Consider the following 24,914-nt stretch of genomic DNA (forward strand, 5'->3'; position numbering starts at 1 on the left):
GCACAACAACAGAACTCCAAAGGTGGAGGGGGTGACGCGACATGGCCCAGCGAGAATGGGTCGAAAAGGACTTCTACAAGGAGCTGGGCGTCTCCTCTGACGCCAGTCCCGAAGAGATCAAACGCGCGTACCGGAAGCTGGCGCGCGACCTGCATCCGGACGCCAACCCCGACAATCCGGCCGCCGGCGAACGCTTCAAGGCGGTGTCTGAGGCGCACAACGTGTTGTCGGATCCGGCGAAGCGCAAGGAGTACGACGAGACCCGCCGCCTGTTCGCGGGCGGCGGCTTCGGCGGCCGCCGGTTCGACACCGGTGGTTTCGGCGGCTTCGGTGCTGGCGGTGACGGCGCCGAGTTCAACCTGAACGACCTGTTCGACGCCGCCGGCCGAAGCGGTGGCGCCAACATCGGTGACCTGTTCGGCGGCTTGTTCGGGCGCGGCGCCGGCGCCCGTCCCAGCCGGCCGCGCCGCGGCAACGACCTGGAGACCGAGACGCAGCTGGATTTCGTCGAGGCCGCCAAGGGCGTGGCAATGCCGCTGCGGCTGACCAGCCCGGCGCCGTGCACGAACTGCCATGGCAGCGGCGCACGTCCGGGCACCAGCCCTAAGGTGTGCCCGACCTGCAACGGTTCCGGCGTGATCAACCGCAACCAGGGCGCGTTCGGCTTCTCCGAGCCCTGCACCGATTGCCGGGGCAGCGGCTCGATCATCGAGCACCCCTGTGACGAGTGCAAGGGCACCGGGGTCACCACCCGCACCCGCACCATCAACGTGCGGATCCCGCCCGGCGTCGAGGACGGGCAGCGCATCAGGCTGCCGGGACAGGGCGAGGCCGGGCTGCGCGGGGCGCCGTCGGGCGACCTGTACGTGACCGTACATGTGCGGCCGGACAAGGTGTTTGGCCGCGACGGCGACGACCTCACTGTGACCGTTCCGGTCAGCTTCACCGAATTGGCTTTGGGCTCAACCATTTCGGTGCCCACGCTGGACGGCAAGGTGGGCGTCCGGGTGCCGAAGGGGACCTCCGACGGCCGCATCCTGCGGGTGCGCGGGCGCGGTGTCCCCAAGCGCAGCGGCGGCAACGGGGATCTGCTCGTCACCGTGAAGGTCGCCGTGCCGCCGAACTTGGAGGGCGCCGCGGCTGAGGCGCTGGAGGCGTACGCGGCCGCCGAGCGTGCCAGCGGGTTTGACCCACGCGCGGGATGGGCAGGTAATCGCTGATGGCCAAGAATTCACGAGACGAATCTCGGACGTTCCTGATCTCGGTCGCCGCCGAGCTGGCCGGCATGCACGCCCAGACTCTGCGTACCTACGATCGCCTCGGCCTGGTCAGCCCGCAACGCACTTCCGGTGGGGGACGGCGTTATTCGGAGCATGACGTCAACCTCTTGCGTGAAGTGCAGCGGCTGTCCCAGGACGAGGGGGTCAACCTGGCCGGCATCAAGCGCATCATCGAACTGACCAATCACGTCGAGGCGCTGCAGGCGCGGGTGAAGGAGTTGACCGAGGAACTGGCGCAGGTGCGCGCCGGTCAGCGCCGCGACCTGGCGGTGGTGCCCAAGAGCACCGCCGTGGTGGTGTGGCAACCGCGCAGGGGGCGTTAGGCTTCAGTCCTCGGGCAGTTTGTCGAGGGTCTTGCGGGCTTCCTTGCGGAAGATCTCGTGCTCGTTGTCGAGGTATTCGGCGACGGCGTCGCGCACACCGGTGGCGCGCTGGCGCACCAGCGCCTTCATGGCCGGGATGCGGGTTGCCGGGTTGGGAAGTTGGCTCACCGCAAGCTTTTTGGCTTCCTCGGTCTTGATTTGGCCTAGCCATTCCACCAACACCGATTTGGTGGGAAAGTCCCGCTCGGAGCGAATCAGGGCGGCGATACGCGGGAAGTCGGAGCGCTCGCAGATTTTGGCCAGCGCGAACCCGGCGGCTTCGAGCTCTTCGTTGCACAGTGCCGGTTCGATCGCGAACTGGTGAAACAGAACATCAATGGCGGCGCGATTGCCTTTGGCGTGCTTGGTGATTAGGTTGCGGATCAGACTGACCCGCCAGCCACGCCGTTCGTCACCGGGCGGAATGCGTTCGTCCAGATGTTGCAGCCAGTCCACCATGATGGGCACCGCCTGCGGATAGTCATTGGGCGAATTAAGCAATTCGACGACGGTGTCTTCCGGTATGCCGGCCGCATCCAGCTCTTGTTTCATCGCGCGCCAATATTCCGGCCAGGTGTCGGGGTCGTCGCCGTACTTGCTCATGACAGGTTTATGCTTCGGTCGATCTCTATGCTCAGCCCCGGATATTCCCCTCGCAAAGTCTCCTCCACACTGCCAACATTGGTGCGGCCCTTGTCCACCACGATGACCAACGTATAGCCGTTGTCCCGCGCCCACTGTGCCATGTCCCGGATCTGCCGCGTCGCGTCCAGCTTCTGCACATTCTTCACCTCACGCACTACCCGGTTCACCGGGTCGATTTCATCCGGAATTCGTGTCCGGAGCGCACCCGTCTTCGGGTCGGTCACCTGGATCGGTACCTTGGCGTCTTGGTCGATCCCGGCAAGCTGTTCGGCGCGGCGCCCCTTGAGGCGGTTGTCGTTGACCCGTTGCGCCGGAGTCGGATCCACCCGTCGCGGCACCAGAGTGAGCAGCGTCTTCACCGCGGGCAAAGCGGTGTTCATGGCGGTGGCGGCCGACGTCAGGTCCGTCATCGAGGCGGTGGCCGTGGTCCTCAGCGCCGCGTTGAGCCCGTTGATCTGGGTGACCGCCGTCGCGATGAACGTCCGCTTGATGGCCTCGGTGATGAGGTGCAGTTGCGGCGGATAACCGTCGAGGATCTTGACGATCAGGTCGAGATGGCGCACGACGAAGGCCATGTCGTCCTTGACCGACTTGAGCTTCTCCCCGTAGTCCTTGGCCGCGCGCGACAGATCCCCGCACGCACCGGCAATGTCGGTGCTGACACCGCGCGCCTCGTTGAGCCGGTCGACCACGAAGGCGATCTCGGCCGCCTGGACGTCGACGATCAGCCGCTGCTCCTCCGGACCTGGCTCATCGTCGACGTGCACCAAGTCGTGCCCAAAGGTTTCCCACGCGGACCCGACCGACTGCACCCGGTCGGGGTGCCCGTCGGGCCAGCCGTCGGTGATCTGGCCGCGCACCAAATCCCAGTGCGGCGGTTCGGGGTCGCCGCCCCCGGCGACGGAGCCGACGTCGACCGCCGCGTCGATGTAGGTGCCGGCGGACTGTCCCGGCGGGGTGATCGGCGCGCCGAAGGCGTCGCGCTGGTTGAGGGTGGACGCCTCTTCGGTCTCGTCGTGATTGATGCCGTCCTGGCGCAGCAGGGTGCCAAGGTTGTCGAAGACGTTGACCAGCCGGAAGGCCACCTGGCCGGCCTCGTCGGCCGCGGCGTCGAAGGCCGTCGCCCACTGCGGGCCCACCCCGTGGGTGCCGGCGGCGTTGGCCGCATGCACCCCGGCAAGCTTGCGCAACGCGGCGGCGGCGTGGTCGCTGTTCTCCTTGTAGGCAGCGGCCGCGTCGTAGAACAATTCCGGATCGACGTCCGTCACTCCCCGCCCCGCTCTCACACCGGTGAACCGATTCTATGGCAGCCTGGGATTTCGCGTTTACACCCGGAAAGGGGCCACCTCATGTCGTATGACCTGACGGTCTACGCGGCCGGCAACGTCGACGACGAGGAATTGGAGACGATCGTCGAATCCGTCCCCGGGCTGTCGATCGGGGACAGCGGGGACGGCGAGGTCACCGTGGTGCGCGGCAAGCACGACACCTACGCATTCACCGTGTTCGGGCCCCACGAAATCGAGCCCGAAGACGTGCCCGACGACGTCGTGCCCTACCTTCTCGAGCCGGCCATCAGCTGGCAGATCAGCGTGGAGGGCAGCGACCCGGCCGAGGTCCGGCCGGCGCGGCGGTTCGCCAAGGCGTTGGCCGTCGCCGCGGGGGGAGTGGCGGTCGACGAACAGACCGAGGACATCCTCGGTGCCCGAGGGGCTCGCAAGGTCAGCCGACCCAACAGCGAGTTGATCCGAGTCCTCAAGCTTGATTGGTACTCGCCGGTGTCGGCGCCCAACGCCCCGACGCTCTGGCTCGAACTCGCGAGAAAGCTCCTCCCCGAGGCCCTTCCGCGCCGTTTCGGCGAATCGGACCCGCTGCGTTACCGACTAGACCGCGACGGTGACGCCCGGTTCGTGGACGTCTATTCCGATGTGGCGCGGTTCAAGGCGACGTTCCCCTGCCTCGAGGGCGGGCTCTTCCCGAAACAGTGGGGCGGTGTCTGCGTCGACACTCTGTGGATTGTGGCCGAGCCGCTGGACGACCCGCGCTGGCGAAACTCCGTGCGCCGGTTCTTCGTCGAGTTCGCCCGCCGGCGCGGCAGCGTGCTGGCCACCGGCGAGGTGCTGCGCAACCACAAGCTCTCCGGGCCGACCGACGTCAACAAGGACGTCAGCGGCCTGTTGCGCGGGGCAGAGGGGATACTCGGTCTACCGTCCCACCCGATCTGGTGGATCTGGTTCGGCACCGACTACCTGCCGATCGTCCGCGAATATCTGCCTTCCGAGGGCACCACGTTCTACGACGAGGGGGCGCATTTCGCCGCCACCGACGAGCCCACGGACCGTGGCCAGCTCGCGGCGTTGCCCGATCCGTTCCCGAAAAGCCTTCGGGTCGGCGAGATTCCGCCGGAATATGGGCCGCCGAACAGCCCGACCAATACGCCGGCCGCTATCCGCCCCACATCGCGGTGTTGACCTCGGCGTTGTGGGTGTAGTTGCGGTGGGCGATGTGCGCGTTGAGGTGCATGTCGAACACCAACTCACTCGCCTCGTCCGCCCAGCGCTGCCAGTGCTGCACCCGCTCGAGAAAGACGTCGAACCCCACGCCCTCCCACGTGCCCTGTAGGCCCTGCAAATCCTTGGCCACCTCGGACAGGCGCTCCTTCATCGTCAGGCAGAACTGGCGCATCGCGTCGGCCGCGTCCACCAGCTCGGCCTCGTTGACGGTGCGTCGGGCCATGATCACACCCCCGGGGGTTTGAGGGCTCGAAAGGTGTTGGCCCCGTTGGTTTCCATGTGCGCGTAGGCATTGGCGGCCGCCGACAGCGATTCCCCGATCCAGCGCAGGTCGGCGAGCATGGCTTCGCATTCTTCGTCGATCTCCGACCAGACGTTGAGGTATGCCGTGGCCGCCTGCCCCGTCCAGGTGCGGCGAAGGTCGCCCATCTGCGTCCCCAATTTGCGCCGCAGCCCTTCGATCTCGTCAGCCGCGCCGGTGGTGTCCTTGGATGCGCGGGTCGGCTCGGCACAGTAGACGCGCAACTCGTTGGCCCCCATGGTGAGCAGGCTACTCTCGGCGCATGGGTTGGCGCGACACAGTGACGGAACAGGCGCAGGCGGACCTTGACGGCCTGGTCGACGCCGCGGTCAACTTCGCGGCCGAGCGCATCGCTGAGGCGGGCGAGTTCCTGCCGTTCGCGCTGGCCGTTTCCGTTCACGGTCAGCGCCAGGCCATCCAGCCGAACTACCCGCGCGGCCGGGATCTACAGGTGGCCGAGCAGCTCGCCGCCCAGTGGCGCGCGCTCATCGAGGTGAAGGACTCGCTGCGCGCCGCAGTGGTGGCGGTGAACGTGACGCTGACCGAACAGCACCGGGACGGCATCGAGCTCACCGCCGAGCACCGCGAGGGCGTGGCGATCGGAATGATCTTCCCCTACACACTGGACGCGGACGGCCGGTTGGCGCTGGAGTCGCCGTCCGCTCACCGGGCGGAGCGCCGCGTCTGGGTCGCGTGAGCGCTACGTCGGCGGCGGCAGGTCCCTGAGCTTCGCCAGCGCGTCGGCGACTCGGCTCTCCAGGTCGACAATGTCCTCGTCCGCCCACTCGTCTGCGAATTCGGTTGCCTCGCCTATTGCTTCGTTGATTCGCCTGGTCACCTCCTGGGCGCCCAGGGCCAGTATCCCGGGATCGATGACCAGGCCGGTCAGGCGCAGATGGCCGTTCATGGTCACCTCGACCGTGCCGGTCTGGTCGCTGACCACGATCGCCACCCGCTGCATCCGCCGGACCTGTTCGTCGAGAAGCGCTATGACCGCCTGGAACTGCTCGATCATTCGCCCGATCTGCGGGTGGGCCGGGTCGGACATGACGAATCCCTATGTGTGAATAGAGAATTGAGTTACGGCCGGCTCGCCCGGCCGCGCGCAGCGGTAGCCGCCGCGGCGCAGCGCGTCGGTCGGCGCGGTCATCGGCTCGAAGCAGACGATTCGTTTCGCGGGATCGTCGCCGGTGGGCGCGAAGATCTGGGTAGCGGGGTAGCCGCGGTCGAAGTGCACCTCGATGCGGCGCCCGCCGCCCGAGACCGCGAACACCGCGCCGTCGGGCACCTCGTCGTAGGCGTCGTCGAATGCCTTGTCTCCCAAAGGCTCCGCGAGCGCCCCCTGGGGCTCGGATTCGCCGGTGGGCAGCCCGACGTCGTCGAGCCGCAGGTGCCGCAGCGGGGGCGTCTCGATCACCCACTCGGCCCTCGGCACGTCGGGCAGCTGCAGGTAGGGGTGAAAGCCGAAGCACAGCGGGACGGCGCGAGATCCGGTGGCGGTCACCGTGGTGCGCACCGTCAGCGTCCGCTCGGCCAGCCGCACCGCCATCGTCAGCACATGCGGATACGGGAAGCTGGCCAGCAATTCCGGGTCGGCGCCGAAGTCCAACTCGGCCACCAATTCATCGGCCGACTCGGCGGTCACCCGCCAGCCCGGGTAGGCGGCCAGCACGCCGTGGATCGGCAGCCCGTTGGGATCGGCACGGACACGGTGTTCGCCGGGCGTCAGCGTCGCCGTCACGCCTTGTGCGGTATAGTTGTTGGCCCCCAGCCGGTTTGCCCAGGGATACAGGATCGGGATCCCCATCGTCTTGCCGTCGGCCACGTAGGCGTCCAGCCCGCGCCGTTGCCCGAGCAGCTCCACGCCGGCATCGCTCAGCGAGGTGCCGATCATGCCCGCCTCGGGCACGAACTCCGCGGCCACCGGCGACGCCGGGTCGCGCAGGGTGACGACGCGCATGCTTACCTCCACAGTGGGTCGTGCTGAATATGTTCCGGCGGAGCGCCTTTGGCGATCAGGGCGGCCTTGGTGGCCCGCACCATCGCCGGTCCGCCGCAGATCAGGATCTGCCGATCGCCCCACCCGCCGTACTTGGTGACCACGTCGGGGAGCCGACCGGTCTGCCGCACGTGCAGGCCGCGCGGCGGGGTGCAGTCGGGATAGTCGACGGCCCACGCCGGGTCGGCGCTGTACTCCGAGACCGGCGAGACCGACAGCCACGGATTGTGCGAGGCCACCTGCCACAGCGTCGGCAGGTCGTAGAGCTCGCAGCGGTAGCGGGCGCCGAAGAACAGGTGCACCCGCGGGTTCACCGCGAACCGGCACAGGTCCATGATCAGCGCCCGCAGCGGCGCCAGGCCGGTGCTGCCGGCGACCATCAGCACGTCGCCGCCGTCCCGGTCGACCCGCAGGCCGCCGTGCGGGCTGGACATCCGCCACCGGTCGCCGGGCCGAGTCTCGTTGACGATGGCGGTGCTGACCAGGCCGCCGGGCACCACCCGGACGTGGAACTCGATGCCGCCGCCCGGGTCCGCCGGGATGGCGGGCGACAGGTACCGCCAGCGGCGGGGGCACTGCGGGACGTGCACGTTGACGTACTGGCCGGCGTGATAGTCCATCGGGCGGTCGAGCTGCAGCCGGACGACCGCAAGGTCGCGGGAGACCCGCATGTGCTCGATGACCGTGGCGTCCCACCAGGCGGGCCCCTCCTCGGCGTCCGCGGCGCCGCGCATCACCCCGATGATCAGGTTGAGCGACTGGTCGGCCGCCTCGTTGACGGCGTCGGTCCAGGCGTAGCCCAGGTAGGTCCGCAACGTCGACAGCAACGCGCGGCGCAACGTGTCGTAATGCTGCGGCAGCACACCGTATTTGCGGTGGTCCCGGCCGAGCTGAGCCAGAAAGGCGACCGGTTCCTGGGCGCGCTGGGCGACGAGTTCGCCGTACACCCAGTGCAGCGCGTGGGCGAAAGCGGCCCGCTGCCCGCCCATTTCGGGCGGGAACAGGTCGCGCACCGACACGTCGAGGCCGAACCAGTGGGTGTAGAACCGGCGGACCAGTTCGTTGCCGGGGCCCGACTCCTCCTGCGCGAAGGCGTCGCGCAGCACCCGCAATGCTTCGGTGTCCTCGAGCCCCACGGGGCCCGATTCTAGGCTCGCCGCGCGCCGGCAATCCCGATCAGCACGGCCGCGACGGCCACCCAGCAGCACAAGACCAGGCTGGCGGTCGTCGCCCCGGCGCCGGAGAAGTACGCCGTCGAACGCAACAGTGTGGCGTTTGCCCCCTGCGGCAACAGTTGACCCAGCGTGCCCCACCCCGACGGCAGCATCTCCGGAGCGCTCATCAGGCCGGACAGCGGGTTGCCCAGCAGCATCGCCACCGCCACCGCGCCACTCAGGCCCACCCGGCCGAACAGCGAGCCCAGCGCCAGCGTCGGCAGCGCCATCGCCAGCGTGCCCAGGGTGAGTCCGGCGGCCACGCCCCAGAAATTATGGTCGACCGACCCGAGGACATAACGCAGCAGCACGGCGATCGTCACCGCGGCGCTGGCCGAAAATGCCGTTGCGACGGCGCAATTCAGCCACGGCCGGCGGGGGAAGGCCAGCAGCAGCACGATGGCGGGCAGGATTCCGGCCAGGGTGATCGGCAGCGCGGAGGCGGCCAGGCCGGCGCCGCGCGGATCGTCGGCGGGCAGCGGGGCCAGGTCTTCGGTGCGCAACGTCGCGCCGGTGCGTTGCGCGACGCGGTCGCCGATCTGGGTCAGCAGTTGGGCCACGGCCGGGCTCGCTCCGGACGCGAGCAGCAGGGTGGGGCCGTGGGGGGTCACCACCAGGCCGCCGTAGCCGTCGCGGTTGCGGATCGCCGACCGCAGCGCGGCCTCGTCCGGGTAGGTGGTCACGGCGAAGCCGCCCGGGGCGGCGGTGTCCAGCTGGCTGCTGATCAGCCCGGTCACGAAACCGGGGCCCACCAGACCAATCGGTATGTGGTGCGGCTTGGAGCGCGCCGCCGGCAGCGCGAAAGCGACGCAGATGATGGCCACCGCGACCGTCATCGCCGCGACGATGCCGGTGGCGCGGAACAAGGGTTGTGGCGGGCGGCGGTGAACGGGCCGGCCGTGCTGGGGGAGCGACTGCGTGATCATGCGCGGCACCTTTTTCATCGATAGATGAAATATGACGTCCGCAGCGTATCCGTGCCGTTCGATATTTTCAACAGACAATGAAATGATACCGTCGTCGTATGCCGTCACCAGCCACTTCCCCGGCCGGCGCCCGTAAGCGCAGGGGCCGCCGCCAGGGCGGGCCCGTGTCGAAGGACGTGGTGCTCCGCGCGGCCAAGCGGCGGTTCGCCGCCCAGGGCTTCGAGAAGACGACGCTGCGTCAGATCGCCGACGACGCCCACGTGGACGCCGCGATGGTGCTGTATCTGTTCGGTTCCAAGGCCGAGCTGTTCCGTGAGTCGATGCGGCTGGTCGTGGACGGCGAGGTGCTGGTCGCCGCGATGACCGACGGCCCGCCCGGCGACGTCGGCGTCCGGTTGGTGCGGGCCTACCTGCAGATCTGGGAGGAGCCGGAGACCGGCCCGACCATGGTCGCCATGCTGCACTCGGCGATGCTGAACCCCGACGCGTACGAGGCCTTTCGCGATTTCATGCGCGGTTACGTGATGACCGCCATCTCCGGCGTCCTGGGCGAGGGGCCCGACACGATTCTGCGGGCCAACCTCGCGGGCACGAACCTGGTCGGCACCGCGTTGTTCCGCTACGTGATGAAGGTGGGTCCGCTCGCCGACCTCAGCACCGAGGAGGTGGTCGGGCTGATCGCACCCAGCGTGCAGCGCTACCTCACCGCGGACGCGGACGAGCTCGGCCTGCCGGCCGGCTATCGCCCGTGACCCGGCTCAGCCCTGCTTGACGGTGTTGGTCGTCCCGGCGTTGACGACGTTCGGTGAGCCCCAGTGGAATATGACCGCGTTGCCGGTCCCGGAGGTGCTCACTGCGTCCGCGCTGTCGACCGCGACGCGGTTGCCGTGGCCGGAGACGCTCACGCTCGTGCAGTGCCCGGTGACGGTGACGGTGTTGGTCTGGCCGCTGACCGACAGGTAGCCACCCTGGCAGCGGATGGTCTTCGAGGTGCCCGCCCCGTTGACCTGCAGCGTGCCCGAGTCCGGGACGGTCGCCGACGGGCCGGCCCCGCCGAGGTCGGTGCGGAACCCGGCTACGGCGAGCCCCGCCAGCGCCAGCCCGCTGACAACGATGGCCAGCCTGAAGGTGCCGCGCACGCGGCGCGCGTCGGCCTGCTTCCGGTGTGGTTCGGTCTGCGTCATCGCCAGGTGGGTACCCCGTGCACCATATTGCCCAAAACTCGTTAGAGTTGAGCGGAACACACTCAACCTTGACGGCGTTGAACAACGCGACAAGCATTTTCCCTACTTATGCGAACGGAGGCGTCGTGGACTCTTTCAACCCGACAACCAAGACGCAAGCGGCGCTGACCTCGGCGCTCCAGGCGGCCTCGGCCGCCGGTAACCCGGAGATCCGCCCCGCGCACCTGCTGATGGCCCTGCTCACACAGGCCGACGGGATCGCGGGACCGCTGCTGGAGGCTGTCGGCGTCCCGCCCGCGACCATTCGCACCGAGGCCGAGCACCTGGTGGAACGGTTGCCGCAGGCCAGCGGCGCCAGCTCGCAGCCGCAGCTGTCGCGCGAATCGCTGGCCGCCATCACCACCGCCCAGCAACTGGCCACCGAGATGGACGACGAGTACGTCTCGACCGAACACCTGATGGTCGGCCTGGCCACCGGTGATTCCGACGTCGCCAAGCTGCTGACCGGCCACGGCGCATCGCCGCAGGCGTTGCGCGACGGCTTCGTCAAGGTCCGCGGCAGCGCCCGCGTCACCAGCCCCGAGCCGGAGGCCACCTACCAGGCGCTGGAGAAGTACTCGACCGACCTGACCGCCCGCGCGCGCGAAGGCAAGCTCGACCCGGTCATCGGGCGGGACAACGAGATCCGCCGCGTCGTGCAGGTTTTGAGCCGCCGCACCAAGAACAACCCGGTGCTGATCGGCGAGCCCGGCGTCGGCAAGACCGCGATCGTTGAGGGCCTGGCCCAGCGGATCGTGGCCGGCGACGTGCCGGAGAGCCTGCGCGACAAGACCGTCATCAGCCTGGACCTCGGCTCGATGGTGGCCGGCGCCAAGTACCGCGGCGAGTTCGAGGAGCGGCTCAAGGCCGTCCTCGACGACATCAAGAACTCCGCCGGGCAGATCATCACGTTCATCGACGAGCTGCACACGATCGTCGGGGCCGGCGCGACCGGCGAGGGCGCGATGGACGCCGGCAACATGATCAAGCCGATGCTGGCCCGCGGCGAGCTGCGGCTCGTCGGTGCGACCACGCTCGACGAGTACCGCAAGTACATCGAGAAGGACGCCGCCTTGGAGCGGCGCTTCCAGCAGGTGCTGGTGGGAGAGCCGTCGGTGGAGGACACCGTCGGCATCCTGCGCGGGCTGAAGGACCGCTACGAGGTGCACCACGGTGTGCGCATCACCGACTCGGCCCTGGTGGCCGCGGCCACGCTGTCCGACCGCTACATCACCGCCCGCTTCCTGCCGGACAAGGCCATCGACCTGGTCGACGAAGCCGCTTCGCGCCTGAAGATGGAGATCGACTCGCGGCCCGTCGAGATCGACGAGGTCGAGCGGCTGGTGCGCCGCCTCGAGATCGAGGAGATGGCGCTGGCCAAGGAGGAGGACGAGGCGTCCAAGGAGCGGCTGGAAAAGCTGCGCTCCGAGCTGGCCGACCAGAAGGAGAAGCTGGCCGAGCTGACCACCCGCTGGCAGAACGAGAAGAGCGCGATCGACGTCGTCCGCGAGCTCAAGGAGCAGCTCGAGGCGCTGCGCGGGGAGTCCGAGCGCGCCGAGCGCGACGGTGACCTGGCCAAGGCCGCCGAGCTGCGCTACGGGCGCATCCCCGAGGTCGAGAAGAAGCTCGACGCGGCGCTGCCGCACGCCGAGGCGCGCGAGAACGTGATGCTCAAGGAGGAGGTCGGACCCGACGACATCGCCGAGGTGGTGTCCGCGTGGACCGGCATTCCCGCTGGGCGGATGCTCGAGGGCGAGACCGCCAAGCTGCTGCGGATGGAGGACGAGCTGGGCAAGCGCGTCATCGGCCAGAAGCGGGCGGTGACGGCGGTGTCCGACGCGGTGCGGCGCAGCCGGGCCGGCGTCGCCGACCCCAACCGGCCGACCGGGTCGTTCATGTTCCTCGGGCCGACCGGTGTCGGTAAGACCGAGCTGGCCAAGGCGCTGGCGGAGTTCCTGTTCGACGACGAGCGCGCGATGGTGCGCATCGACATGAGCGAGTACGGCGAGAAGCACTCCGTCGCCCGGCTGGTCGGTGCGCCCCCGGGCTACATCGGCTACGACCAGGGCGGCCAGCTGACCGAGGCGGTGCGCCGCCGGCCGTACACGGTGATCCTCTTCGACGAGATCGAGAAGGCGCACCCGGACGTGTTCGACGTGCTGCTGCAGGTCCTCGACGAGGGCCGGCTCACCGACGGGCAGGGCCGCACGGTCGACTTCCGCAACACCATCCTGATCCTGACGTCCAACCTCGGGTCGGGCGGCAGCGAGGAGCAGGTGATGGCCGCGGTGCGCTCGGCGTTCAAGCCCGAGTTCATCAACCGGCTCGACGACGTGATCATCTTCCACGGCCTCGAGCCCGGCGAGCTGGTGTCGATCGTCGACATCCAGCTGGCCCAGCTGCAGAAGCGGCTGGCGCAGCGCCGCCTCACGCTGGAGGTCTCGCTGCCGGCCAAGCAGTGGCTCGCGCAGCGCGGGTTCGACCCGGTCTACGGCGCGCGGCCGCTGCGCCGGCTGGTGCAGCAGGCCATCGGCGACCAGCTGGCCAAGCAGCTGCTGGCCGGCGACGTGCACGACGGCGACACCGTTCCGGTGAACGTCAGCCCGGACGGCGACTCGCTGATCCTGGGCTGAGTCGGCGGCGATCGCGAGCGCGGCTACGCCGGGCTCGCGATCGCCATGTAATTGGGTTGTGACCAGCCGGACTTCTTTATTCCGGCGGAAATGCGGATACCCTGTGTGGGATGGTCCCCCTTTGGTTCACGCTGTCCGCGCTGTGCTTCGTCGGCGCGGGGGTGTTGCTGTACGTCGACCTCGATCGACGTCGCGGTCGCAGCCGGCGCCGCAGGTCGTGGGCGCGGTCGCACGGCTTCGACTACGAGCGGGAATCGGCCGACATCCTCAAGCGCTGGAAGCGCGGTGTGATCTCGACGGTCGGCGACATCGCCGCCGAGAACGTGGTGCTGGGCCAGATCCGCGGCGAGGCCGTCTACATCTTCGACCTCGAGGAAGTCGCCACCGTGATTGCGCTGCACCGCAAGGTGGGCACCAACGTCGTGGTGGACCTGCGGCTCAAGGGGCTGAAAGAGCCACGGGAGAGCGACATTTGGCTGCTGGGTGCGATCGGCCCGCGGATGGTGTACTCCACCAACCTGGACGCCGCCCGGCGCGCCTGCGACCGCCGCATGGTCACCTTCGCGCACACCGCACCGGACTGCGCCGAGATCATGTGGAACGAGCAGAACTGGACGCTGGTCGCCATGCCCATCACCAGCACCCGCACCCAGTGGGACGAGGGCCTGCGCACCGTGCGGCAGTTCAACGACCTGCTGCGGGTGCTGCCGCCGCTGCCGGAGGAAACCCCGCAGGAGGGTGGCGCGCCCGCGGGGCTGCGCAACGCGGCGCCGAGCCGCCCGCTGGCCCCCGCCGGCCGCGCGGAGCTGCCGCCCCGGCGCGCGCAGCAGGACGTCACGGGGCTGCTGGGTGACGCGCCCGGGCGCAGGCCGGCCGAGCCGATCCGCCGGGAGCAGCGCGGCTCGGACGCCGTTCGCCGCCCGCCGCCGACCGGGCGCAACGGCCACCAGGCCACCAACTATCAGCACTGACGGCGCGCTGGGCGCCGGGTGGGCGGCGCTGCCGCCGTCATTAGGATGTCGCTCATGCCTCGTCCTGTCGCCCTGATCACCGGGCCCACGTCCGGGATCGGCGCCGGCTTCGCGCGACGCTATGCGAGCGACGGCTACGACCTGGTCCTGGTCGCCCGCGACGTCGACCGGCTGCGCGAACTGGCCCGTGAGCTGGAGGGCCGGGCCGGCAACGTCGAGGTGCTGCCCGCCGACCTGGCCGACACCGCCGGTCGCGACAAGGTTTGCGCACGCCTCGCCCAGGGCGTCCGCGTCCTGGTGAACAACGCGGGCTTCGGCACCTCGGGCGATTTCTGGGCCACCGATCCCGCGCTGCTGCAATCGCAGCTCGACGTCAACGTCACCGCGGTCATGCACCTCACCCGCGCGGCCCTGCCGGCCATGCTCGACGCGGGCGCCGGCACCGTCATCAACATCGCCAGCGTCGCCGGCCTGGTGCCGGGACGCGGGTCGACCTACTCGGCCTCCAAGGCGTGGGTGATCTCCTTCAGCGAGGGCCTGTCCGTGGGCCTGCAGGGGACCGGGGTGGGGGTGCACGCCGTGTGTCCGGGCTACGTGCGCACCGAGTTTCACGCCCGCGCCGGGATCGACATGGCCAAGTCGCCGTCGTTCATGTGGCTCGAGGTCGACGACGTGGTGAACCAGAGCCTCGCCGACATTGCGCGCGGCAAGGTGATCAGCATTCCGGGCCTGCAATACAAGGCGATCATCGCCGCCGAGCGGATGATCCCGCGGACGCTGATGCGGGCCGTGACCAAGCGAATCGGGGGTGGCCGTGGCCGAACCTGATTCGTCATTGCGTAAGGAGCTGGCCGAGCTGGTGCGCCGGCTGTCGGTGGTGCACGGCCGGGTCACGCTGTCGTCGGGCAAGGAGGCCGACTACTACGTCGACCTGCGCCGCGCCACCCTGCACCACCGGGCCTCGGCCCTGATCGGCACGCTGATGCGCGACCTCACCAGCGACTGGGACTACGACGTGGTCGGCGGGCTGACGCTGGGCGCCGACCCGGTCGCCACGGCCGTCATGCACGCGCCGGGCCGCCCGATCGACGCGTTCGTGGTGCGCAAGTCCGCGAAAACCCATGGGCTGCAACGCCTTATCGAGGGGTCGGAGGTCGCCGGTAAGCGGGTGCTGGTCGTCGAGGACACCAGCACCACGGGCGGGTCGGCGCTGACCGCGGTGCGCGCCGTCCAAGAGGCGGGCGGGAAGGTGGTCGGCGTGGCCACGGTCGTGGACCGGTCCACCGGCGCCGCCGAGGCCATCGAGGCCGAGGGCCTGCCGTATCGCAGCGTGCTGGGCCTTGCCGATCTGGGGCTGGGCTAGGTTGCGTCGCTGGGCGCACCTCCTCGCGATAGCGGCCTGCGCGCTGGCCCCGCTGACGGGTTGCTCGGGGCCCAGCCAACCGGTCCGGCCCTACGGCGCCCAGGGCGCGCGGTTCGGGGAGTCGCTTTCGCTGCTGGGCTGGAACATGGCGGTGTCGAACCTGCGCTGGGACGGCGACTACGTGCTCATCGACGTCGACGCCTCCGCGGCGGACCCGCACGCGCCGCGCGCCAAGGCCGAGGACATCCGGTTCGGCCTCTACGGCGCGCTGTCGCACCCGATGGAGTCCAACGGTCTGGGCAGTTGCGACCGCCCGACCGGCAAGGCGCCCGATGTCCACTCGCCGCTGTCGGCGCCCGGCGACCGGCTGACCGGCACGGTTTGCCTTGGGCCGCTGAAGGATCGGAGTCAGGTCCGCGGTGTGTACGGCTACTCGCCGCGCGACCGGATCCCGAACACCTCGGCGGCTTACCCGGCCGCCTTCCCGGTGGGGCTGATGCCCACCAACGCCAATGACACCGGCCTGGCGGTCAAGACCACCAGCCTGTCGGCCTGGCGCGCCGACGGCGCCCCGGTGACCAAGGCGCAGCTCGGCGACCCCGCGGCGTTCAACGGGAACGGCTACATGCTGCTGGGCCTGGAGGCCGACGGGCTGGCGGCCCGGTACCGCGACGACTCGGCCAAGCGCGGCGGGCCGCTGATGCTGCTCGCGTCGCCGACCCTGCCCGGCGCCGGACTGAACCCGGCCTGCGCGGCGTACGGCTCGTCGGTGTTGATCCTGCCCGACGCCTCGCTGGACGCGGTGCACGTCAGCGCGTCGCTGTGCACCCAGGGCGAGATCACCGAGGCATTGCTCTACGCGACGGTGGCCGTCGACGGCACCCACGCGGGTGTGTGGACGCCGCGATGACCGATCCCGGGCCGACCGAGTGGGGCGAATCTGCCGGGGGGGTCGGGCCGTGGGCGGGCGAGCTGCCCGACGACCCGCGGTATGACCCAGTCCTGTTGCGCGAGGGCGACACTCGCAACGTCGTCGACGCGTACCGGTACTGGACGCGGGAGGCGATCATCGCCGACATCGATCGGCGGCGGCACCCGCTGCACGTGGCGATCGAGAACTTCGGGTACGACGCCAACATCGGCTCGGTGGTGCGCACCGCCAACTCCTTCGCCGTGCACACCGTGCACATCGTGGGTCGGCGGCGGTGGAATCGCCGCGGCGCCATGGTGACCGACCGCTATCAGCGGCTGTGCCACCACGACACCACCGCCGACCTGCTGGACTTCGCGGTGCGGGCCGGGTTGACGGTGGTCGCGGTGGACAACGTTCCGGGGGCGGCCCGGCTCGAGGAGGCCGCGCTGCCGCGCGAGTGCCTGCTGGTGTTCGGTCAGGAGGGGCCGGGCATCACCGACGACATCCGGGCGGGCGCGGCCACGACGGTGTCTATCGCCCAGTTCGGCTCGACCCGCAGCATCAACGCCGGCGTGGCCGCGGGGATCGCGATGCATGCCTGGATTCGACAGCACGCGGACCTGTCCCAGGCCTGGTAGCCGTCCCCCGTTCGAGTGTGCGCTCAGGGCGGGAATTCTCGGCGTGTCGCCGCCCTGCACGCACACTCAAAGCCAACGATTCACACTCGTCGAGTGGGCCGAAGTCCAGCCGGGCTGCAGCCGTCAGCCTACGTTGGACGAGTGCGTGACGTGCTTGCCGAGCTGATGTCGATCTGGCACGCCGGCGACACCGCGGGGCTGGGGACGGTGGTGCGCACTTTCCGGTCCGCGCCCCGGCCGCCGGGGGCCGCGATGGTGGTGGCGCCGGACGGCTCGGTCACCGGGTCGGTGTCGGGTGGCTGCGTGGAGGGCGCGGTGTACGACCTCGCCACCGAGGCGACGAAAACCGGTGCCCCGCGGCTGGAACGCTACGGCGTCAGCGACGACGACGCCTTCGCGGTCGGCCTGACGTGCGGCGGCGTCATCGACGTCTTCGTCGAGCCGGTTTCACGCGCGTCGTTTCCCGAGCTCGGTGCGGTGGCCGACGACATCGCCGGGCGCCGCGCGGTGGCGACCGCGACCGTCATCGCACATCCGGACCCGGCCCGGGTCGGCCGGCGTCTCGTCATCCGGCCCGACGGCACGGCGGGGTCGCTGGGTTCGGCGCGTGCCGACGCCGCGGTCGCCGACGATGCGCGCGGCCTGCTCGCACTGGGCCGCAGCGAGATCCTCGAGTACGGGCCCGACGGGCAGCGGCTCGGCGACGGCATGGAGGTCTTCGTGTCCAGCTATGCGCCGCCGCCGCGGATGCTGGTGTTCGGCGCGATCGACTTCGCGGCGGCGCTGGCGCGCCAGGGCTCGTTCCTCGGCTACCGGGTCACCGTGTGCGATGCCCGCCCGGTGTTCGCCACCCGGGCGCGCTTCCCGACGGCCGACGAGGTCGTCGTCGACTGGCCGCACCGATATCTCGCCGCGCAGGCCGAGGCGGGCGCCGTCGACCGCCACACGGTGATCTGCGTGCTCACCCACGACCCGAAGTTCGACGTGCCGCTGCTCGAGGTGGCACTGCGCCTGCCCCAGGTCGGCTACGTCGGGGCGATGGGTTCGCGGCGCACCCACGACGACCGCCTGAACCGGCTCAAGGCCGCCGGCCTGACCGACGCCGAGCTGGGCCGGCTGTCCAGCCCCATCGGGCTGGACCTCGGCGCGCGCACCCCGGAGGAGACCGCGGTCTCGATCGCCGCCGACATCATCGCCAAGCGCTGGGGCGGCGGGGGCCGCCCGCTGGCCCAGATCGCCGGGCGTATCCACCACGACGCGGGGGACCCGACTCTACTTCCGTAGTGCCGCCCGTAGGCTGGGGCTCGACGCCGTCGTCGCACCCGAGAGGATCCCCGGCATGAAGATCGCCAACCAGTTCACCGTCAGCGCACCCATCGAGCGGGCCTGGGACGTGCTGAGCGACCTGGAGCAGGTGATCCCGCTGATGCCCGGGGCGGCGCTGACCGGTCACGAGGGCGACGACTACCTGGGCAAGGTCAAGGTGAAGGTCGGGCCGGTCACCAGCGAGTTCAGCGGCAAGGTGCGTTTCGTCGAGCACGACCGGGGCCAGTACCGCGCGGTGATCGACGCCAAGGGCAAGGAGACGCGGGGGACCGGCAACGCGGCCGCCACGGTCACCGCCCAGCTCCACGAGGACGGCGAGCGCACCGGCGTCACCGTCGACACCGATCTCAAGATCGCGGGCAAGCTGGCCCAGTTCGGCAGCGGCATGCTGCAGCAGGTGTCGGAGAAGCTGCTGGGCCAGTTCGTGGAATCGCTCGAAGCCGAATTGGCCGCGCAGAGTGTGGCGGCGCCGGCCACGCCGGAGGGCCCCCCGCAGGTCGGAGCCGTCCCCGAGCCGCGACACGAGGCCCCCGACGCGGAGCCCGAACCGATCGACCTGCTCGAACTCGCCGGCGGCGACCAGCTGAAGAAGTACGCGCCGCTGGTGCTGGCCGTGCTCGCCGGGCTGGTGCTGGGTTGGATCCTCGGCCGGCGGCGTTAGAGGGCCGTTTTAGCCGCCGACTGGCCGATTGCCGCTCGCGTCGTGTCCTTCAGGGCCACCCCCGAGCGGCCGAGTTGCCGGGCCCCGGCCACCAGGGCCGCCGCGACCGCCGCGGCCGTCGGATAGTCGAGGCCGTCGGGCGGATGGATGTTGGAGATGCAGTTGCGGTCGGCGTCGGTGAGCCCCGGCTTCGGCCGATGCGTCAGGTAGATGCCCAGGCTGTCGGCGACTGAGAGACCCGGGCGCTCGCCGATGAGCACGAGAACCGTTGCGACGCCGAGGGCTTCACCGATGTGGTCGCCGAGCGCGACGCGCGCCTGGGTCGCGATGACCGGCGGCGCAATCCGGTAGCGGCCGTCGAATTCGCGGATTAGCGCCTCGACCATGCCCGCCGCATGATCGGTCAGGGCGCGCGGCGAGAGCCCGTCGGCGAGGACAAAACCGATGTCCGCGTTGGTCTTTCGCAGCCTCGACAGGTCGGCCGGGCTGCGGCCCAGGTCGGGCCTGCGCAGGTACTCGGCGCGCGAGGCCGCCCGGCTGCGCACCCGCAGCGGCTCGTCGAGGCCTTCGACGTTCAAGCCGCGCAGCCGCCGGACGAGGCCGTCGACGTCGAGCGGTTCGTGGACGGCGTCGCGCGCCGCGGCGTGTGCGGCCCGAAATTCCAGGACGCGCCGCGTCGGCAGCGAGTTGCCCGCACGCCCGAGCCCGATGCGCGCCTGAGTGGTGGCGCGCAGGCGCGCCCAGATGTCGTCCATCAGCCGGCCGCCAGCGCTCGCAGCGGCGACGTCGCGAGGTCGACGGGCAGGATGCGGCCGTCGGCGTCGACCATGCCCAGACCGGCCAGCCACGCTTCGAATTCGGGTGCGGGCCGCAGCCTCAACGCTTTTCGCACGTACAGCGCGTCGTGAAACGACAGGCTCTGATAGCCGAGCATGACGTCGTCGGCGCCGGGAACCGTGATGACGAACGCGGTGCCCGCCGCGCCGAGCAGGGTCAGCAGCGTGTCCATGTCGTCCTGGTCGGCCTCGGCGTGGTTGGTGTAGCAGACGTCGACGCCCATCGGCAGGCCCAGCATCTTCCCGCAGAAGTTGTCTTCGAGCCCGGCGCGGATGATCTGCTTGCCGTCGTAGAGGTATTCGGGCCCGATGAATCCGACCACGGTGTCGATCAACAGCGGCCGCAGCGCCCGGGCCACCGCATAGGCCCGCGCCTCCAGCGTCTGCTGATCGACCGGCCGGTGACCCACGCCGAGGTGGGCACCGGCCGACAGGGCCGCACCTTGCCCCGTCTCCAGATACATGACGTTGTCGCCGACGGTGCCGCGGCGCAGCGACCGGGCGGCCTCGTTGGCCTCCATCAGCATGCCGATGGAGGTCCCGAACGAGGAGTTGGCGCCCTCGGTGCCCGCGATCGACTGGAAGACCAGGTCGACGGGCGCGCCCCGGTCGATCAGCTCCATCGTGGTCGTGACGTGGCACAGCACGCAGGATTGGACGGGGATCGCGAACCGCTGGCGAATGTCGTCGAGCAGGTGCAACAGCTCAGAGGCGGCGTGCGGCGAGTCGGTCACCGGGTTGATGCCGATCACCGCGTCACCGCAGCCCATCAGCAGCCCGTCGAGCACGGCCGCCGCGATCCCGCGGGGGTCGTCGGTGGGATGGTTGGGCTGCAACCGGGTCGCCAGCGTGCCGGGCAATCCGATCGTGGTCCGGAAGGCCGCGGTGGCCGTCGCCGCGGCGGCAACCAGGATCAGGTCCTGGTTGCGCATGATCTTCGATACCGCGGCAACCATTTCCGGCGTCAACCCCGGGGAGATCGCGGCGATCCGCGCCGCGCCGTCGTCGCGGGACGCCGCGTCCAGCAGCCAGTCGCGGAATCCGCCCACCGTCAAGTCCGCGATCGGGCCGAAGGCCCCGGAGTCATGGCCGTCGATGATGAGCCGGGTGACTTCGTCGGTCTCGTACGGCACGACCACCTCGGTGAGGAACGTCGCCAGCGGTACGTCGGCCAGCACCCACGCGGCCGCCGCCCGTTCGGCGTCGGAGCCGGCCGCGCAACCCGCGAGCTGGTCGCCGGAGCGCAACGGCGTCGCCTTCGCCATCACGTCGACCAGGCCGGAGAAGGTGTGCGTGGTCCCCGAAATGGTTTGCCGATAGCGCATATTTCAGTATGAGGCAGGATCGGCGGTATGGATCAGCTATGGGCCAACCGCGCGGCCAGCTCCGAAGCCGCTGTCGCGCAACGACACCTGAAACGGCTGTGGGGGCTGCCAGGGACCCAGCTGGGCGTGGTGGCGTGGCCGGCGACTCGGCGCGACCGAATGTTCGGCACCTGGCACTACTGGTGGCAGGCGCACCTGCTGGATTGCCTGGTCGACGCGCAGCTGCGCGACCCGCAACCCGACCGGCACGCCAGGATCAACCGGCAGGTCCGCTCGCACCGGCTGCGCAACAACTTTCGCTGGACCAACAACTACTACGACGACATGGCCTGGCTGGCTCTCGCGCTGGAACGCGCCGCGCGCATCGCCGGTGTCGAACGCCACCGCGCCCTGCCCAAGCTGGCCGAGCAATTCCTCGACGCGTGGGTGCCCGAGGACGGCGGCGGCATCCCGTGGCGCAAGCAGGACCAGTTCTTCAACGCGCCGGCCAACGGCCCGGCGGGGATCTTCCTGGCCCGCTACTCCGACCGGATGCGGCGCGCCCAGCAGATGGCCGACTGGATCGACGAGACCCTGATCGACCCGGACACGCACCTGGTGTTCGACGGCATCAAGGCCGGCTCCCTGGTCCGCGCCCAGTACACCTATTGCCAGGGCGTGGTGCTCGGCCTGGAAACGGAGCTCGCGGCACGCACCCACGACGATCGGCACGCGCCAAGGGTGCACCGGCTGGTCGCGGCGGTCGCCGAACACATGGCGCCGACGGGCGTGCTGGCCGGCGCCGGCGGCGGGGACGGCGGCCTGTTCTCCGGGGTCACCGCGCGCTACCTCGCGCTGGTCGCCACCACCCTGCCGGGTGATTCGGCCGACGACGCCGCGGCCCGCGACACCGCCCGGCGGATCGTGCTCACCAGCGCGAAATCGGCGTGGGACTACCGCCAAACGGTGGACGGGCTGCCGCTGTTCGGCCCGTTCTGGGACCGCGACGCGGAACTGCCCACCCAGAGCGCCGGGGAAGCGCAGTTCGTCGACGGCGCGGTGAACAGTTCCGCGGTGGCCGAGCGGGACCTGTCGGTGCAGCTGTCGGGCTGGATGCTGATGGAGGCCGCCTGTAACGTCACCGCCGTGACCGCAGGGAGTGCGACGTGACCGAGCCCGGCAGCTGGATTCCCGACGAGGCCACGCTGGCGCAGGCAAACCTCACCCACTTCATGGCGTGGCTCGCCGAGACGGGACGCGGCCACTACGGCGACTACCACGCGCTGCAGCGCAAATCCGTCGAGGACATCGAGTGGTTCTGGGACGCCGTCTGGCACTACTTCGGCATCCAGGCGGACAGCCCACCCCGCGCGGTGCTCGGCAACCGTGCCATGCCCGGTGCCGAGTGGTTCCCCGGCGCCACCCTGAACTACGCCACCGAGATCTTCCGGCACGCCACCGACGAGCGGCCCGCCATGATCGTCGTCGGCGAGGACGGCGCCTGTGAGTGGTCGTGGGCGCGGCTGCGGCGGGAGACCGGCGCGTTCGCGGCCTACCTGCGCGGCCTCGGGGTGCGGCCCGGGGACGCCGTCGTCGGGTACCTGCCCAACGTCGCCGAAGCCGCCGTCGCCGCCCTGGCCGCCGCCAGCGTCGGCGCGAGCTGGGCGGTATGCAACCAGGACGTGGCCGTCGACGGCGTGATAGCGCGGCTGGGCCAGGTGGAGCCGGCGGTGCTGGTGGCCACCGACGGGTCGGTGTACGACGGCAAGCGCATCGACCGGCGCGCGGAGCTCGACACCATCCGGGCGGCGATGCCCAGCCTGCGGGCCACCGTGGTGGTGCCGCGGCTCGGGCTGGCGACCGACGCCGACAGCGTCGCGTGGGCGACGGCGGTGGAATCGAATGCCGAGCTGGACATCACCCCGGTGCCGTTCGCGCATCCGCTCTGGGTGATGTTCTCGTCCGGCACCACCGGCAAGCCGAAGGGCATCGTGCACGGTCACGGCGGCGTCGTGCTCGAGCACCTGAAGTACCTGCGCCTGCAACTGGAGCTGCACGCCGGCGAGCGCTTCCTGTGGTACTCGTCGACGAGCTGGATGATGTGGAACCTGCAGCTGTCCGGGCTGCTGGCCGACACCACCATCGTGCTCTACGACGGCAGCCCAACGCATTTGGGCACCGACGGCCTTTGGCGGGTCGCCGCCGAGGCGGGTGTCAACATGCTCGGCGCCGGGGCGGGCTACCTGCTGGCCTGCGCGAAGAAGGAGCTCAAGCCGGGGGCGACGTACCCGCTGGACGGGTTGCGCGCCGTGGGTTCCACCGGTTCGCCGCTGCCCGCGTCCGGATTCCGTTGGGTTCAAGAGGGACTCGGCCGGTCGGTGCCGGTGATCTCCATGAGCGGCGGCACCGACGTCTGCACCGCCTTCATCGGCGGCTGCGCCATCCTGCCGGTGGTGGCCGGCGAGCTGTCGTGCGTCTGCCTGGGCGCGGCCATCGAATCCTGGGTGGGGCCAAACCATCCGGTCATCGGGGAAGAGGGCGAGCTGGTGATCACCCAGCCGATGCCCTCGATGCCGGTGTTCTTCTGGAACGACGAAGACGGCAGCCGGTACCGGGCCGCCTACTTCGAAAAGTATCCCGGGGTGTGGTGCCACGGCGACTGGATCACCATCACCGATCGGGGATCCGTTGTGGTGCACGGTCGTTCGGACGCCACCCTGAATCGGCTGGGCGTACGGATGGGCAGCGCGGAGATCTACACGGCGGTGGAGGGCATGCCCGAGGTGGGTGACTGCCTGGTGGTCGGGGTCGAGCAGGACGACGGCGGCTACTGGATGCCGCTGTTTGTGACCCTGGCCGACGGCGCCGAACTCGACGACGGGCTGCGTTCGCGGATCGTGGCCGCCATTCGTCAGCACGCCTCCCCGCGCCACGTGCCCGACGACATCCTCGCCGTCCCCGGCATACCGCGGACATTGACCGGCAAACGGTTGGAAATCCCAATCAAGCGGATCCTGCTGGGCGCCGCGCCGGGCGAGGCCGTGCAGCAGAGTTCGATCGACCGACCGGAACTGCTAGAAGCTTTCGTTGCGTACCGCAGGAGTCGAGTGTCCTGAGTCGGGCTCCCCGGTGGCCGGCTCGCGCCGGCGGGCCCGGTAGCTTCGCCAGGCCGCGATGAGCGCCGGCGTCAGGGAGACGACCAGGATCACCAGCAGGATCTTCTGCAGGTTGTGGTGCACGAACGGCACGTTGCCCAGGAAGTAGCCCGCCAGCGTCACCCCGCCGCCCCACAGGATGCCGCCGACGATGTCGAAGCCCAGGAACACCGGGTAGCGCATGTACGACACCCCGGCGACCGGCGGGACGAACGTTCGCACGAATGGCGCGAATCGCGCCAGGATGATCGCCCACGGTCCGTATTTCTCGAAGAACGCGTGCGACTCCGTCACGTAGTGCTTCTTGAAGAACCGGGAGTCTTCCTTCTTGAACAAGGCCGGGCCGATCCGCCGGCCGATGAAATACCCGGTCTGATCGCCCAGGATCGCGACGAGGGCGACGGCGGGGGCCAGCACCCAGATGCTGGCCGGCGGGTTCGCACCCGCGGCCAACAGCCCACCGGTGAACAACAGCGATTCGCCGGGCAGCAGCGGAAACAGCAGACCGGTCTCGATGAAGACGATGACCAGGATGCCCGGCAGCACCGCGGATCCGAAGACTCCGTCGGCGCCCAACCAATACATCGGGTCGAAGATGTGCGGCAGGGCCGTCACGGTGGTGCTCACGATGCTTCAACATACCGGTGTTGC

General features: G+C 69.9%; 27 protein-coding genes. 15 read left to right on the forward strand and 12 right to left on the reverse strand.

Going from position 1 to position 24,914, the window contains the following annotated elements:
• The first annotated feature begins 41 nt into the window (after positions 1-41).
• Positions 42-1,220: a molecular chaperone DnaJ gene (gene dnaJ / locus A5709_RS01125; protein ID WP_068117363.1), complete on the forward strand. Its 1,179-nt coding sequence runs from the start codon at positions 42-44 to the stop codon at positions 1,218-1,220.
• A complete protein-coding gene (locus A5709_RS01130) occupies positions 1,220-1,603 on the forward strand; it encodes a heat shock protein transcriptional repressor HspR (RefSeq protein WP_067950284.1) in 384 nt (127 codons plus the stop codon). The genes dnaJ and A5709_RS01130 overlap by 1 nt, the downstream gene beginning before the upstream one ends.
• Positions 1,604-1,606: 3 nt before the next feature.
• Here the strand turns inward: A5709_RS01130 and A5709_RS01135 are convergent, their stop codons facing one another.
• The gene (locus A5709_RS01135) at positions 1,607-2,245 is read right to left on the reverse strand and encodes a HEAT repeat domain-containing protein (RefSeq protein ID WP_067950285.1); all 639 of its coding nucleotides are present in this window, start codon (positions 2,243-2,245) and stop codon (positions 1,607-1,609) included.
• The gene (locus A5709_RS01140; RefSeq protein ID WP_068117367.1) at positions 2,242-3,555 is read right to left on the reverse strand and encodes a putative toxin; all 1,314 of its coding nucleotides are present in this window, start codon (positions 3,553-3,555) and stop codon (positions 2,242-2,244) included. The genes A5709_RS01135 and A5709_RS01140 overlap by 4 nt, the downstream gene beginning before the upstream one ends.
• 81 nt (positions 3,556-3,636) lie before the next feature.
• Between A5709_RS01140 and A5709_RS01145 the strand changes: the two genes are divergently transcribed.
• Positions 3,637-4,758 (forward strand): hypothetical protein, encoded by a 1,122-nt coding sequence (locus A5709_RS01145; RefSeq protein WP_068117370.1) that lies wholly within the window; start codon positions 3,637-3,639, stop codon positions 4,756-4,758.
• Here A5709_RS01145 and A5709_RS01150 read toward each other — a convergent pair.
• Together A5709_RS01150 and A5709_RS01155 are read right to left on the reverse strand one after the other, a co-directional pair.
• Entirely contained in the window at positions 4,733-5,023 is a 291-nt protein-coding gene (locus tag A5709_RS01150; protein ID WP_156745027.1) for a WXG100 family type VII secretion target, read from the reverse strand. The two genes, A5709_RS01145 and A5709_RS01150, sit on opposite strands and share 26 nt — an antisense overlap.
• Before the next feature lie 2 nt (positions 5,024-5,025).
• Positions 5,026-5,340, reverse strand: a complete 315-nt coding sequence (locus tag A5709_RS01155; protein ID WP_068117373.1) for a WXG100 family type VII secretion target — start codon at positions 5,338-5,340, stop codon at positions 5,026-5,028.
• 23 nt (positions 5,341-5,363) lie between these two features.
• On the opposite strand from A5709_RS01155, the gene A5709_RS01160 reads away from it, so the two are divergent.
• Positions 5,364-5,798, forward strand: coding sequence for a hypothetical protein (locus A5709_RS01160; RefSeq protein WP_067950295.1), 435 nt, complete (start codon positions 5,364-5,366; stop codon positions 5,796-5,798).
• Between the two features lie 3 nt (positions 5,799-5,801).
• Here A5709_RS01160 and A5709_RS01165 read toward each other — a convergent pair whose 3' ends face one another.
• Genes A5709_RS01165 through A5709_RS01180 form a run of 4 tightly spaced genes read right to left on the reverse strand, consistent with a single transcriptional unit; the run spans position 5,802 to position 9,240 of the window.
• Entirely contained in the window at positions 5,802-6,149 is a 348-nt protein-coding gene (locus tag A5709_RS01165; protein WP_067950297.1) for a YbaB/EbfC family nucleoid-associated protein, read from the reverse strand.
• 9 nt (positions 6,150-6,158) lie between these two features.
• The gene (locus tag A5709_RS01170) at positions 6,159-7,061 is read right to left on the reverse strand and encodes an aldose 1-epimerase (RefSeq protein WP_068117376.1); all 903 of its coding nucleotides are present in this window, start codon (positions 7,059-7,061) and stop codon (positions 6,159-6,161) included.
• Between the two features lie 2 nt (positions 7,062-7,063).
• Positions 7,064-8,236 carry an FAD-binding oxidoreductase gene (locus A5709_RS01175; protein WP_068117381.1) on the reverse strand — a complete coding sequence of 391 codons (1,173 nt, stop codon included), beginning with the start codon at positions 8,234-8,236 and terminating at the stop codon, positions 7,064-7,066.
• Between the two features lie 11 nt (positions 8,237-8,247).
• Positions 8,248-9,240 (reverse strand): ABC transporter permease, encoded by a 993-nt coding sequence (locus A5709_RS01180; RefSeq protein WP_068117383.1) that lies wholly within the window; start codon positions 9,238-9,240, stop codon positions 8,248-8,250.
• A gap of 98 nt (positions 9,241-9,338) precedes the next feature.
• On the opposite strand from A5709_RS01180, the gene A5709_RS01185 reads away from it, so the two are divergent.
• Positions 9,339-9,992 carry a TetR family transcriptional regulator gene (locus tag A5709_RS01185; protein ID WP_082973739.1) on the forward strand — a complete coding sequence of 218 codons (654 nt, stop codon included), beginning with the start codon at positions 9,339-9,341 and terminating at the stop codon, positions 9,990-9,992.
• A 6-nt stretch (positions 9,993-9,998) separates the two neighbouring features.
• Here A5709_RS01185 and A5709_RS01190 read toward each other — a convergent pair whose 3' ends face one another.
• Positions 9,999-10,424: a DUF3060 domain-containing protein gene (locus A5709_RS01190; RefSeq protein ID WP_068012174.1), complete on the reverse strand. Its 426-nt coding sequence runs from the start codon at positions 10,422-10,424 to the stop codon at positions 9,999-10,001.
• 125 nt (positions 10,425-10,549) lie between these two features.
• Here A5709_RS01190 and clpB point away from each other — a divergent pair, with 125 nt between their 5' ends.
• From clpB to A5709_RS01230, 8 genes are all read left to right on the forward strand, one after another.
• Positions 10,550-13,096 carry an ATP-dependent chaperone ClpB gene (gene clpB, locus A5709_RS01195; protein WP_067950309.1) on the forward strand — a complete coding sequence of 849 codons (2,547 nt, stop codon included), beginning with the start codon at positions 10,550-10,552 and terminating at the stop codon, positions 13,094-13,096.
• Between the two features lie 110 nt (positions 13,097-13,206).
• Positions 13,207-14,067, forward strand: coding sequence for a trehalose monomycolate transport factor TtfA (ttfA, locus tag A5709_RS01200; protein ID WP_067950311.1), 861 nt, complete (start codon positions 13,207-13,209; stop codon positions 14,065-14,067).
• Between the two features lie 54 nt (positions 14,068-14,121).
• A complete protein-coding gene (locus A5709_RS01205; protein ID WP_068012175.1) occupies positions 14,122-14,895 on the forward strand; it encodes an SDR family oxidoreductase in 774 nt (257 codons plus the stop codon).
• Complete coding sequence (gene pyrE, locus A5709_RS01210; protein WP_068117423.1) at positions 14,882-15,430, forward strand: orotate phosphoribosyltransferase; 549 nt, start codon at positions 14,882-14,884, stop codon at positions 15,428-15,430. The genes A5709_RS01205 and pyrE overlap by 14 nt, the downstream gene beginning before the upstream one ends.
• A 1-nt stretch (position 15,431) precedes the next feature.
• Positions 15,432-16,340 carry a hypothetical protein gene (locus A5709_RS01215; protein ID WP_068012176.1) on the forward strand — a complete coding sequence of 303 codons (909 nt, stop codon included), beginning with the start codon at positions 15,432-15,434 and terminating at the stop codon, positions 16,338-16,340.
• Positions 16,337-16,981, forward strand: a complete 645-nt coding sequence (locus A5709_RS01220) for an RNA methyltransferase (protein WP_068012203.1) — start codon at positions 16,337-16,339, stop codon at positions 16,979-16,981. The genes A5709_RS01215 and A5709_RS01220 overlap by 4 nt, the downstream gene beginning before the upstream one ends.
• Positions 16,982-17,122: 141 nt before the next feature.
• A complete protein-coding gene (locus A5709_RS01225) occupies positions 17,123-18,265 on the forward strand; it encodes an XdhC family protein (RefSeq protein ID WP_197520056.1) in 1,143 nt (380 codons plus the stop codon).
• A 55-nt stretch (positions 18,266-18,320) separates the two neighbouring features.
• Positions 18,321-18,968 carry an SRPBCC family protein gene (locus A5709_RS01230; protein ID WP_068117388.1) on the forward strand — a complete coding sequence of 216 codons (648 nt, stop codon included), beginning with the start codon at positions 18,321-18,323 and terminating at the stop codon, positions 18,966-18,968.
• On the opposite strand, the gene eutC is transcribed toward A5709_RS01230, so the two are convergent.
• Positions 18,965-19,723, reverse strand: coding sequence for an ethanolamine ammonia-lyase subunit EutC (gene eutC, locus A5709_RS01235; RefSeq protein ID WP_068117390.1), 759 nt, complete (start codon positions 19,721-19,723; stop codon positions 18,965-18,967). The genes A5709_RS01230 and eutC overlap by 4 nt on opposite strands.
• Positions 19,723-21,129: an ethanolamine ammonia-lyase subunit EutB gene (locus A5709_RS01240; RefSeq protein ID WP_068117394.1), complete on the reverse strand. Its 1,407-nt coding sequence runs from the start codon at positions 21,127-21,129 to the stop codon at positions 19,723-19,725. The genes eutC and A5709_RS01240 overlap by 1 nt, the downstream gene beginning before the upstream one ends.
• Before the next feature lie 27 nt (positions 21,130-21,156).
• Here A5709_RS01240 and A5709_RS01245 point away from each other — a divergent pair, with 27 nt between their 5' ends.
• Both A5709_RS01245 and A5709_RS01250 read left to right on the forward strand, forming a co-directional pair.
• The gene (locus tag A5709_RS01245; RefSeq protein WP_068012180.1) at positions 21,157-22,278 is read left to right on the forward strand and encodes a glycoside hydrolase family 76 protein; all 1,122 of its coding nucleotides are present in this window, start codon (positions 21,157-21,159) and stop codon (positions 22,276-22,278) included.
• A complete protein-coding gene (locus tag A5709_RS01250; protein ID WP_068117396.1) occupies positions 22,275-24,224 on the forward strand; it encodes an acetoacetate--CoA ligase in 1,950 nt (649 codons plus the stop codon). The genes A5709_RS01245 and A5709_RS01250 overlap by 4 nt, the downstream gene beginning before the upstream one ends.
• Here A5709_RS01250 and A5709_RS01255 read toward each other — a convergent pair.
• Entirely contained in the window at positions 24,183-24,890 is a 708-nt protein-coding gene (locus A5709_RS01255; RefSeq protein ID WP_068117400.1) for a DedA family protein, read from the reverse strand. The genes A5709_RS01250 and A5709_RS01255 overlap by 42 nt on opposite strands.
• Positions 24,891-24,914: the final 24 nt, after the last annotated feature.

The organism is Mycobacterium sp. E1386 (assembly GCF_001672745.1).
In the GTDB taxonomy this organism is placed as follows: Bacteria; Actinomycetota; Actinomycetes; order Mycobacteriales; family Mycobacteriaceae; genus Mycobacterium.

Bases quoted from the DNA above. Each gene is read 5' to 3' on its own strand.
- A5709_RS01155 (WP_068117373.1), bottom strand. From the start codon at position 5,340: ATGGGGGCCAACGAGTTGCGCGTCTACTGTGCCGAGCCGACCCGCGCA.
- A5709_RS01165 (WP_067950297.1), bottom strand. From the start codon at position 6,149: ATGTCCGACCCGGCCCACCCGCAGATCGGGCGAATGATCGAGCAGTTC.
- A5709_RS01205 (WP_068012175.1), top strand. From the start codon at position 14,122: ATGCCTCGTCCTGTCGCCCTGATCACCGGGCCCACGTCCGGGATCGGC.
- dnaJ (WP_068117363.1), top strand. From the start codon at position 42: ATGGCCCAGCGAGAATGGGTCGAAAAGGACTTCTACAAGGAGCTGGGC.
- A5709_RS01180 (WP_068117383.1), bottom strand. From the start codon at position 9,240: ATGATCACGCAGTCGCTCCCCCAGCACGGCCGGCCCGTTCACCGCCGC.
- A5709_RS01185 (WP_082973739.1), top strand. From the start codon at position 9,339: ATGCCGTCACCAGCCACTTCCCCGGCCGGCGCCCGTAAGCGCAGGGGC.
- eutC (WP_068117390.1), bottom strand. From the start codon at position 19,723: ATGGACGACATCTGGGCGCGCCTGCGCGCCACCACTCAGGCGCGCATC.
- A5709_RS01145 (WP_068117370.1), top strand. From the start codon at position 3,637: ATGTCGTATGACCTGACGGTCTACGCGGCCGGCAACGTCGACGACGAG.
- A5709_RS01240 (WP_068117394.1), bottom strand. From the start codon at position 21,129: ATGCGCTATCGGCAAACCATTTCGGGGACCACGCACACCTTCTCCGGC.
- A5709_RS01220 (WP_068012203.1), top strand. From the start codon at position 16,337: ATGACCGATCCCGGGCCGACCGAGTGGGGCGAATCTGCCGGGGGGGTC.
- A5709_RS01170 (WP_068117376.1), bottom strand. From the start codon at position 7,061: ATGCGCGTCGTCACCCTGCGCGACCCGGCGTCGCCGGTGGCCGCGGAG.
- ttfA (WP_067950311.1), top strand. From the start codon at position 13,207: ATGGTCCCCCTTTGGTTCACGCTGTCCGCGCTGTGCTTCGTCGGCGCG.
- A5709_RS01150 (WP_156745027.1), bottom strand. From the start codon at position 5,023: ATGGCCCGACGCACCGTCAACGAGGCCGAGCTGGTGGACGCGGCCGAC.
- A5709_RS01130 (WP_067950284.1), top strand. From the start codon at position 1,220: ATGGCCAAGAATTCACGAGACGAATCTCGGACGTTCCTGATCTCGGTC.
- A5709_RS01230 (WP_068117388.1), top strand. From the start codon at position 18,321: ATGAAGATCGCCAACCAGTTCACCGTCAGCGCACCCATCGAGCGGGCC.
- A5709_RS01190 (WP_068012174.1), bottom strand. From the start codon at position 10,424: ATGACGCAGACCGAACCACACCGGAAGCAGGCCGACGCGCGCCGCGTG.
- A5709_RS01245 (WP_068012180.1), top strand. From the start codon at position 21,157: ATGGATCAGCTATGGGCCAACCGCGCGGCCAGCTCCGAAGCCGCTGTC.
- A5709_RS01135 (WP_067950285.1), bottom strand. From the start codon at position 2,245: ATGAGCAAGTACGGCGACGACCCCGACACCTGGCCGGAATATTGGCGC.
- A5709_RS01160 (WP_067950295.1), top strand. From the start codon at position 5,364: ATGGGTTGGCGCGACACAGTGACGGAACAGGCGCAGGCGGACCTTGAC.